The sequence below is a fragment of the Ruminococcus sp. genome (genome assembly GCF_017650195.1).
In the GTDB taxonomy this organism is placed as follows: Bacteria; Bacillota; Clostridia; order Oscillospirales; family Ruminococcaceae; genus Ruminococcus.
Map to the genome: position 1 here is coordinate 23,687 of NZ_JAGCFH010000327.1, position 8,667 is coordinate 32,353.

Below are 8,667 nucleotides of genomic sequence, written 5' to 3' on the forward strand. Positions count from 1 at the left end.
TATACTATATATACGTATATGATGTGTTCGGAAATAATTACTTATTTGCAAAGGAGAATCAAAATGGCTATTACTGAAGCAGTTGAAAATTATCTTGAAACTATACTCATATTATCACAGAAGCAGCCCGATGTTCATGCAATAGATATATGTTCCTATCTTGGATATTCAAGACCCACGGTCTCTATAATCCTGAAAAAGATGAAGGACGAAGGGCTTGTTACTGTTGACGACGATAATCACATAAGACTTACTGACGCTGGCAGTATCGTTGCGGAGCGGATATATGACCGTCATACCGTGCTGACTGATTTTTTCATACACCTTGGTGTGAGCCGCGATGTGGCTGCTGAGGACGCCTGCATGGTGGAGCACGATATCTCCGATGAGACATTTAACTGTATAAAGTCTCATTATAAGAAAATTTCTAACAGCAAATAATCTGACAAGCTGCTCTTTTTCGGAGGAACTAAATGGGAAAATTTGAAGAACTAAGGGAAAAACATCCCGTTTTTGTATATAAAGCGTATTATGTGAACGAGACCCACGACAGCGTGGAGATAGGCTATGAATTTTCGATACCTGGGCTTGCGGAGTTTCGCCCAAGCTGGAGTTTCCGCAAACCTGAGAACTTTTCAATAGACGGAGACTTGAATTTTCAGAGGCTTGCTTTTTCTCTCGGAATGGCTGAGGCAGTTAGTTACTGGAAAGCAGTATGCTCGCCGGAATTCCGGGTCTTATGCGGAGAACTCAATGAGGAACAAATAGCGTGGTGGAAGAAGCTCTGGTATATGGGACTTGGAGAGCTTTTCTTCGTGAATGGCATAGCAGCTGATCCTGATACCTTTGTAAGAATAGTTCCAACAGGGCATTATGACAGCTCCTTCAGCGAGACCTTCCGCAGTCCAGAGGGGTGCCTTGTTCCTATAGGCGGCGGAAAAGATTCGGCTCTTACACTGGAGCTCCTTCTCAGGGCTGGGAAGAAGTGTATCTGCTATTCCATAAACAAGCGCCGTTCCATAACAGATACTGTGACTACAGCTGGGCTTCCCGAGGAAGCTCTCATTATATCTCACAGGCATTTTGACCGCGCTCTTATAGCCCTAAACGATAAGGGCTTCATAAACGGTCATACACCGTTTTCGGCGATAGTTGCTTTTTCTGCTGAGATAACTGCTTACCTTAACGGTCTGAAATATATCGTCCTTTCAAACGAATCCAGCGCTAACGAGAGCACTGTTGCCGGACAGGACGTAAATCATCAGTACTCAAAGAGCTTTGAGTTTGAAAAGGACTTCCATGAATATGAGGAGAAGTATCTTCGCACGGGACAGTATTATTTCAGCTTCCTGCGTCCTCTTGCGGAATTCCAGATAGCAAAGATGTTCGTATCCTTCCGGAAATACCTCCCGGTATTTAGAAGCTGCAACCTTGGAAGTAAGGTCTCTCCCGATATATGGTGCGGAGAGTGCCCTAAATGCCTTTTCATATGTCTTATACTATCGCCCTTCCTCAGCCTTGGGGAGCTTAAAAAGATATTCAGTAAGGATATGCTGAACGATGATAAAATGATGGAATACTTCATTGAGCTCATCGGTCAGTCAGAGCATAAGCCGTTTGAGTGCGTGGGAAGCATAGACGAGGTGAATTTAGCTGTATCACTTTCGATACGCAGGCTCGAGGAGGAGGGAGCAGAGCTGCCGCTCCTGTTTGAGGAATATAAAAAACGCGGACTCTATCACCCAGAGCATATCAGCGCTCTCAACGCGGAGTGCTGCGGTTCCTTTAATGAGCAGAACCTTCTGCCGGCTGAATTCAAGACTATACTGACTAAGGAAATGGAGCGTCTGCTTTGAACAAATTCTGCGAATATATAAATAAGTACACCGAGGGAAAGACTGTCTGCATACTCGGCTTCGGACGAGAGGGAAAGTCCACATACAAGATACTGGAGAAGTACTGCTCTCCCAAGTCTGTAGCCATAGCCGACCTGAATCCCGTTGACCGTGAAGCGAACGGGCTGCCTGAAAGCGTTGAGCTCGTCTGCGGAGAGGGCTATCAAGACTGCCTTGACCGCTTCGATATAGTCTTCAAAAGTCCGGGAATAGTTCTCGAAAAGAGCCTCTCTGAGCTTAAATGCATGGTGACCTGTGAAACACAGGTGTTCTTTGAGGTATACCGTGAGCAGATAATCGGTATAACCGGCACCAAGGGCAAGAGCACCGTCACCTCGCTCATATACCATGTTCTCCGTGAAAGCGGAGTTGACTGCCGTATCGCCGGAAATATCGGCATACCCGTGTTCGACATAGCCGAGGGCATGAAGGACGATACAGTAGTAGTGTGCGAGCTCTCCTGCCACCAGCTGGAATATATGACGGTATCGCCGAGGTCTGCCATATTCCTAAATCTCTACGAGGAGCACCTCGACCACTACGGCTCTATGGAAAACTACTACAGCGCAAAGAAGAACATCTACCTGCATCAGGACGTCTGCGACGTGCTGTGGTGCAATTACGATATAAGAACAGACGATATACCATCTATCGCGGTAACTGTCTCCAATACCTGTAAGGCGGCAGATGTTTTCGTTGAGGACGGTATCGTTTACGATTCCGACGATGAGGAGTACGAGATACCTGTCAGTGATATCAGGCTCCTCGGAACTCACAATCACTACAATATAGCCATTGCGTGGGACGTCTGCAAGGACCTTGTTGAGGAGGAGGACTTCACAAGAGCTCTGTGTAGCTTCGACCCTCTTGCTCACCGCCTTGAATTCGTGGATACGGTGAGAGGTATACGCTGGTATGACGATTCTATCTCAACTGCCTGTGCTACGGCGATATCCGCACTGCAGAGCGTTCCGGAGGTCGGTACCATACTCATAGGCGGCATGGACAGAGGCATAGACTATCAGCCCCTTGTGGACTTCCTTGGGGACTTTGACGTAAGAGTTATCTGCATGGAGGCTTCGGGAAAGCGCGTCTACGACATGATACAGGCAGGTGGCTCTTTCCGGGACAAGGAGCGCGTACACTATGCAGAACATCTTGCAGAGGCTGTGGAGCTTGCTGCGGAGATAACTCCTGAGGGCATGAGCTGTGTTATGTCTCCTGCGGCTGCAAGCTACGGTATATTCAAAAACTTCGAGGAGCGCGGCGACGCCTTCAAAGCCCTCGTGGCAAGGCTGTCTTCCAATGCGTAATGCGTAATTAGTAATGCGGAATTGTAATGGCGCATTCCGTGCGCCCGTGCCTTACGAATAATGTAACATGAACGCGCTGTAGGGGTTGCCTTTGACAGTCTGCAGATTACGCACTAAACAACATGAAACCAATGCAGGGGCGGATTATATCCGCCCCTACTGGTCTATTATTGCTAAATTTATAATTAACTCTTGCAATTCAGAGCAAGCTATGATATAATATTAACGATGGGGTCATATCCCCCCGTAAATGAATTCTCAGGAGGAATTATTTTTATGTTAACTTCAGCTACAGAAATGCTCAAGAAAGCAAGAGCAGGCAAATACGCAGTAGGTCAGTTCAATATCAATAACCTTGAGTGGACTAAGGCAATCCTTCAAACTGCTCAGGAGTGCAATTCTCCCGTTATCCTCGGCGTATCAGAGGGTGCAGGCAAGTATATGTGCGGCTTCAATACAGTTGCTGATATGGTAGCAGCTATGGACAAGTCTCTCGGTATCACAGTACCTGTTGCACTTCACCTTGACCACGGCTCTTATGAGGCTTGCTACAAGTGCATTAAGGCTGGTTTCACATCTATCATGTTCGACGGCTCACACTTCCCGATTGCTGAGAATGTTGCAAAGACAACAGAGCTTGTAAACGCTTCACATAATCTCGGCCTATCTATCGAGGCTGAGGTAGGTGCTATCGGAGGCGAAGAGGACGGCGTTATCGGCAGAGGCGAGTGTGCAGATCCTGCTGAGTGCAAGATGATCGCTGATCTTGGCGTTGACTTCCTTGCAGCAGGTATCGGTAATATTCACGGTGTATATCCTGCAAACTGGGAGGGACTCAGCTTTGAGACTCTTGAGGCTGTAAACAAGGCTGTAGGCGAGATGCCCCTCGTTCTTCACGGCGGTACAGGTATCCCTGACGATATGATAACAAAGGCTATCTCTCTTGGCGTAGCAAAGATCAACGTAAATACAGAGTGCCAGCTCGTATTTGCTGAGGCTGTAAGAGGCTATGTTGAGGCAGGCAAGGACAAGCAGGGCAAGGGCTTCGACCCAAGAAAGCTCCTCGCACCCGGCGTTGATGCAATCAAGGCTAAGGTTAAGGAAAAGATGGAGCTTTTCGGCAGCGTAAACAAGGCTTGATTGGCTTACATTACATAATAATTATGCCTGAGTACAATGTACTCAGGCTTTTTTATCGTTCCGGCTTACGGAGACGGCAGTATAAAAACGGTCTGCCATTGTGACAGACCGTTTTAGCGAGGTATATATTCAATTGGTCGCAGGACCGATCAAGCTATCTTTTCTACTGTATAGCCCTTTGCTTCAAGGAGGTTATCTACTCCTACATCTTCTGAGTAGTGGAGAGCGCCTACCATGAAGAGGCAGTTCTTGCCTTCCTTAAGAAGCTCCTCTGCCTTGTCAGCCATGCCCTTGTTGCGGTCGTCGAGCAAGAGCTTCTTGTAATCCTCGTAATCGTCTGTGAGGTCCTCAGGAAGATCGTCGATATCCTCCGTCATGTCGAAGAGTATCTCGCCGCTGCCGTTTGCCCAGAGCTCGTAGAGTTCGCCAATCTCCTCGGCATACTCGTCTATATCGTTCATGCTGTCAAGGGATTCCTTGAGAGTGTATTCTGCATAGTCGTCGGAGTATGCGGAAAGAGCCTTTATCTGAGTGTCGAGAGTTTCAATGCTGATAACTTCCTTGTTGTCGTCCTTGGCGAGATTCATGAAGTATGTGTCAGTACCCTCGGTCTTGAGGTTTTCAAGTTTGAGGAGCATAACGGAATTGAGCTGATTGATGAAGAAGCCGGTATTGAACTGGTCGTACATTGCGCTGTAGCCGCCCATTGACTCAAAGTAGTCTGTCAGCTGCTTGTAGGTCTCCTCCGAGATATGATCCTTTATTGTAGTACCGTCAGTGTAGAGGAAGCCCTGCTGGAATTCGAGCATAGCCGATGCGTCATCCATAAGAGCTACTGTATCGTACTCAACTGCTATGGAGTCGCAGTTTTTATAGATGTCCATGAGTTGCTCTGAGTAGTCGCTTGCCTTTTCGGGAAGAACGTGCATTGTTCCAAGGAGATAGATAGTATTTCCGCTTTCGGGATCGGTAACCTTCCAGAGGGGAGGATTGATGTCGGTGGTCTTGATATAGCTTTCTATATCGGCTGTAGTGCCGTAGGGATTAGCTGTAGCGTCCTCCGAGGCGTCCTCTGTTGTAGCTTCTGTAGGATCGGCAACGGTAGTTTCTGTTGCAGATTCTGTTGTTGTTTCTTTAGATGTGTCACTGGAATTATCGTTTGTGTTTGACTTTGCGCATGATGTTGCTGTAACGGACATGGCAAGAGCCATGATGAAAGCAGCGATATTCATTTTTTTCATTTTGCTTTTGTCCTTTCATTACAAAATATAGTTTATTATACTACTGAAAAAAACGGTTGTCAACGAATAGAAAAATAATTATACAGGTATGACTGTATTTTTGCGCAGTTTCTGCAAGAATTCGTATAAAAAGCGTATAAAAACTTGACCTTTCCGGTATTTGGGTATATAATGAAAATATGTTATTTTAAGCTCGCTGAGAGCGATGATTCGAGAGGTCGTTTATGGAAAGGGTACGCAGACATTTTATTTTTTACGGATATATACAGGGAGTAGGATTTCGCTGGAGAGCTTCCCATACCGCTCAGAGATACGGTATAACAGGCTGGGTGCGCAATCTTGACGACGGCTCGGTGGAAATGGAAGCCGAGGGCACAGAGAATGATATAAATGATATGATAGATGTGCTGAAAGGGCATATATGGGGAAGCATAGACGATATCATTTCTGAGTATATTCCTGTGCAGGGCAGTCATGTATTTGAAATTGTATGAGAGTATGTGAAATCGCTTGACAAAGTCCGGCACTTCTGATATAATAATTCACGGGTACAGCCCCGACAGTTCGTTTGCGCCATCCTGTCGTTAAAAAAAACCAGGGCATCCAGTATACTGCGGCTTTCTGCGCGGTATCACAATTATGTATGGATGCATCTGCCAAGGCAGGTGCTTTTTTGTTCGGAGTGATGATATGTACAGATTAAAGACCTCAGCCACTTTTGATAGTGCTCATTTCCTTGCAGGATATGAGGGAAAATGTGCCAATATACATGGTCACCGCTGGAGGATAGAAGCTGAATTTTCAGGCGTAGAACTTGTAAATGACGGTACAAAGCGCGGTATGCTCATAGATTTCGGCGATATAAAAAGCGCTGTACGTACTCTTGCAGACAGCTTCGACCATGCTTTCATATATGAGGAGGGCTCACTAAAGGATGAGACTGTAGCTGCTCTGAATAATGAGAATTTCAGGCTTATAGCCGTACCATTTCGTCCCACGGCGGAGAGGTTCGCAGAGTACTTTTACTCACAGCTCAGTTTCCAGGGACTGCCGGTAAGCAGTGTGACGGTATATGAAACTCCCGAAAACTGCGCGGTATATGAGGAAACGCCATGAAGTACCCGGTAGCTGAAAAATTTACAAGCATCAACGGAGAAGGACAGAAAGCAGGAGAACTGGCGATATTTATCCGTTTCAGAGGCTGTAACCTTAACTGTACCTACTGCGATACAAAATGGGCTAACAGTGCCGATGCTGAGGCAGAACTCCTCACGGCTGAAGAGATAGTGGCGTATGCGGCTTCAACAAGTATAACGAATGTTACTCTAACAGGGGGAGAACCTCTATTGCAGCCTGATATAGGCAGGCTGACCGATATGCTTATAAAGTCCGGACACTGCGTGGAGATAGAAACCAACGGTAGCATACTCATTGGGGAGCTTGCGGAAAGACAGCTCCGTCCCTCCTTTACTCTCGACTATAAGTTGCCAGACAGCGGTATGGAAGGCAGTATGCTCACCGATAACTATAGATACATCACCGGCAGCGATACGGTCAAGTTCGTTTCAGGAAGTCTTCGCGACCTTGAAAAGGCTGCTGTTATTATAAAAGAGTATGACCTTATAAACAGGTGCAGGGTGTATATCAGCCCTGTTTTCGGCAGGATAGAGCCGGCGGATATAGTTGACTTCATACTTAGGGAGCGCCTTAATGGAGTAAGGTTGCAACTACAGCTCCACAAGTTTATCTGGGATCCGGAAAAGCGTGGCGTCTGAAAGGAGAATGTATGGATACTAAGGCTATTGAAATGCATATAAGAGGGATTCTTGAAGCCCTCGGCGAGGACCCTGAGCGTGAGGGACTGCGCGAAACTCCTCAGCGCGTTGCGCGAATGATGGAAGAGGTCTTTGAGGGCATAGCCTACTCAAACCACGATATAGCACAGATGTTTGGCAAGACTTTTGAAGCTGCCGATGACAGCACCGCCGTGGTTATGAAGGATATAACTGTTTTCAGCTACTGCGAGCACCATATAGCGCTCATGTACGATATGACTGTAGATGTGGCTTACATCCCGAAGGGGAGAGTGCTCGGTCTCAGCAAGATAGCAAGAATATGTGATATGGCTGCAAAACGCTTGCAGCTACAGGAAAGACTGGGAAGCGATATCGCTGAGATAATCTCGGAAGCATCAGGCTCTCCCGACGTGGGAGTGGTTATAAAGGGGTGTCACAGCTGCATGACTGCACGAGGCATAAGGAACGCTTCCGCCCAAACGATAACAAAGACATGGCTGGGCGAGTTTAGGAACGACCCTGAGCTCAGAAAACTGCTTGATTGATAAGAGGAGAATACTATGAAAGCACTGGTTTTATTCAGCGGTGGCGTTGACAGTACCACCTGTCTCGGCATAGCCGTTAAGAAGTACGGCGCGGAGGAGGTACTTGCGCTGTCAGTATTTTACGGTCAGAAGCACAGCAAGGAGCTTGAAGCTGCGGAAAAAATAGCTGCTCACTACGGAGTACAGTTAAAAAAACTTGATCTTGCTCTTATTTTTGCGGATTCTGACTGCTCTCTCCTTGCAGGCTCCGATAAGGAGATACCTATGGAGTCATACTCAGAGCAGCTCAGGGAAACAGGCGGAGCTCCCGTATCGACTTATGTGCCGTTCAGGAACGGTCTTTTCCTGTCATCGGCTGCAAGTATAGCTCTGTCTCACGGCTGTGAGGTGATATACTACGGAGCCCACAGCGACGACGCGGCAGGCAACGCCTATCCCGATTGCAGCAGCGACTTCAACGATGCAATAAATCGTGCGATATACCTTGGAAGCGGTTGTCAGCTTAGAGTTGAAGCACCATTTATTGGACTTACAAAGGCTCAGGTAGTGAAAAAAGGACAGGAACTCAACGTGCCATATGCGCTCCCATGGAGCTGCTATGAGGGCGGCTGCAGCCCCTGCGGGAAGTGTGGAACTTGCATAGACAGAGCAGCTGCCTTTGAGGCTAACGGTGTTGCAGACCCTGCACTTGCGAAAGGAGTATAATATGACAGGAAGAAATGAAAATGAAAAAGGGA

Annotated in this window: 10 protein-coding genes; 9 read left to right on the forward strand and 1 reads right to left on the reverse strand. The window is 47.1% G+C overall.

Going from position 1 to position 8,667, the window contains the following annotated elements; translation table 11 throughout:
• Positions 1-63 precede the first annotated feature (63 nt).
• The 4 genes from J6U00_RS14885 to fba all read left to right on the forward strand — a co-directional run bounded on the left by J6U00_RS14885 (position 64) and on the right by fba (position 4,348).
• Positions 64-441 carry a metal-dependent transcriptional regulator gene (locus tag J6U00_RS14885; protein WP_296583190.1) on the forward strand — a complete coding sequence of 126 codons (378 nt, stop codon included), beginning with the start codon at positions 64-66 and terminating at the stop codon, positions 439-441.
• A 32-nt stretch (positions 442-473) separates the two neighbouring features.
• Positions 474-1,856: a hypothetical protein gene (locus J6U00_RS14890; protein WP_296583191.1), complete on the forward strand. Its 1,383-nt coding sequence runs from the start codon at positions 474-476 to the stop codon at positions 1,854-1,856.
• Positions 1,853-3,208, forward strand: a complete 1,356-nt coding sequence (gene murD / locus J6U00_RS14895) for a UDP-N-acetylmuramoyl-L-alanine--D-glutamate ligase (protein ID WP_296583194.1) — start codon at positions 1,853-1,855, stop codon at positions 3,206-3,208. The genes J6U00_RS14890 and murD overlap by 4 nt, the downstream gene beginning before the upstream one ends.
• Before the next feature lie 276 nt (positions 3,209-3,484).
• Positions 3,485-4,348, forward strand: coding sequence for a class II fructose-1,6-bisphosphate aldolase (gene fba / locus J6U00_RS14900; protein WP_296583196.1), 864 nt, complete (start codon positions 3,485-3,487; stop codon positions 4,346-4,348).
• A gap of 149 nt (positions 4,349-4,497) precedes the next feature.
• On the opposite strand, the gene J6U00_RS14905 is transcribed toward fba, so the two are convergent.
• The gene (locus J6U00_RS14905) at positions 4,498-5,589 is read right to left on the reverse strand and encodes a TraB/GumN family protein (protein ID WP_296583198.1); all 1,092 of its coding nucleotides are present in this window, start codon (positions 5,587-5,589) and stop codon (positions 4,498-4,500) included.
• A 224-nt stretch (positions 5,590-5,813) separates the two neighbouring features.
• Between J6U00_RS14905 and J6U00_RS14910 the strand changes: the two genes are divergently transcribed.
• The 5 genes from J6U00_RS14910 to queC all read left to right on the forward strand — a co-directional run bounded on the left by J6U00_RS14910 (position 5,814) and on the right by queC (position 8,635).
• Entirely contained in the window at positions 5,814-6,083 is a 270-nt protein-coding gene (locus J6U00_RS14910; protein WP_296583200.1) for an acylphosphatase, read from the forward strand.
• Positions 6,084-6,279: 196 nt separating this feature from the next.
• A complete protein-coding gene (queD, locus tag J6U00_RS14915; protein WP_296583202.1) occupies positions 6,280-6,705 on the forward strand; it encodes a 6-carboxytetrahydropterin synthase QueD in 426 nt (141 codons plus the stop codon).
• On the forward strand, positions 6,702-7,364 hold the full coding sequence (gene queE, locus J6U00_RS14920) for a putative 7-carboxy-7-deazaguanine synthase QueE (RefSeq protein WP_296583204.1): 663 nt from the start codon (positions 6,702-6,704) through the stop codon (positions 7,362-7,364). Before queD ends, queE begins: the two co-directional genes overlap by 4 nt.
• Positions 7,365-7,375: 11 nt before the next feature.
• Positions 7,376-7,930 carry a GTP cyclohydrolase I gene (gene folE, locus J6U00_RS14925; RefSeq protein ID WP_296583207.1) on the forward strand — a complete coding sequence of 185 codons (555 nt, stop codon included), beginning with the start codon at positions 7,376-7,378 and terminating at the stop codon, positions 7,928-7,930.
• Between the two features lie 15 nt (positions 7,931-7,945).
• Positions 7,946-8,635 (forward strand): 7-cyano-7-deazaguanine synthase QueC, encoded by a 690-nt coding sequence (gene queC / locus J6U00_RS14930; protein ID WP_296583209.1) that lies wholly within the window; start codon positions 7,946-7,948, stop codon positions 8,633-8,635.
• Positions 8,636-8,667 lie beyond the last annotated feature (32 nt).

Bases quoted from the DNA above. Each gene is read 5' to 3' on its own strand.
- J6U00_RS14885 (WP_296583190.1), top strand. From the start codon at position 64: ATGGCTATTACTGAAGCAGTTGAAAATTATCTTGAAACTATACTCATA.
- J6U00_RS14890 (WP_296583191.1), top strand. From the start codon at position 474: ATGGGAAAATTTGAAGAACTAAGGGAAAAACATCCCGTTTTTGTATAT.
- fba (WP_296583196.1), top strand. From the start codon at position 3,485: ATGTTAACTTCAGCTACAGAAATGCTCAAGAAAGCAAGAGCAGGCAAA.
- J6U00_RS14905 (WP_296583198.1), bottom strand. From the start codon at position 5,589: ATGAAAAAAATGAATATCGCTGCTTTCATCATGGCTCTTGCCATGTCC.
- J6U00_RS14910 (WP_296583200.1), top strand. From the start codon at position 5,814: ATGGAAAGGGTACGCAGACATTTTATTTTTTACGGATATATACAGGGA.
- queD (WP_296583202.1), top strand. From the start codon at position 6,280: ATGTACAGATTAAAGACCTCAGCCACTTTTGATAGTGCTCATTTCCTT.
- queE (WP_296583204.1), top strand. From the start codon at position 6,702: ATGAAGTACCCGGTAGCTGAAAAATTTACAAGCATCAACGGAGAAGGA.
- folE (WP_296583207.1), top strand. From the start codon at position 7,376: ATGGATACTAAGGCTATTGAAATGCATATAAGAGGGATTCTTGAAGCC.
- queC (WP_296583209.1), top strand. From the start codon at position 7,946: ATGAAAGCACTGGTTTTATTCAGCGGTGGCGTTGACAGTACCACCTGT.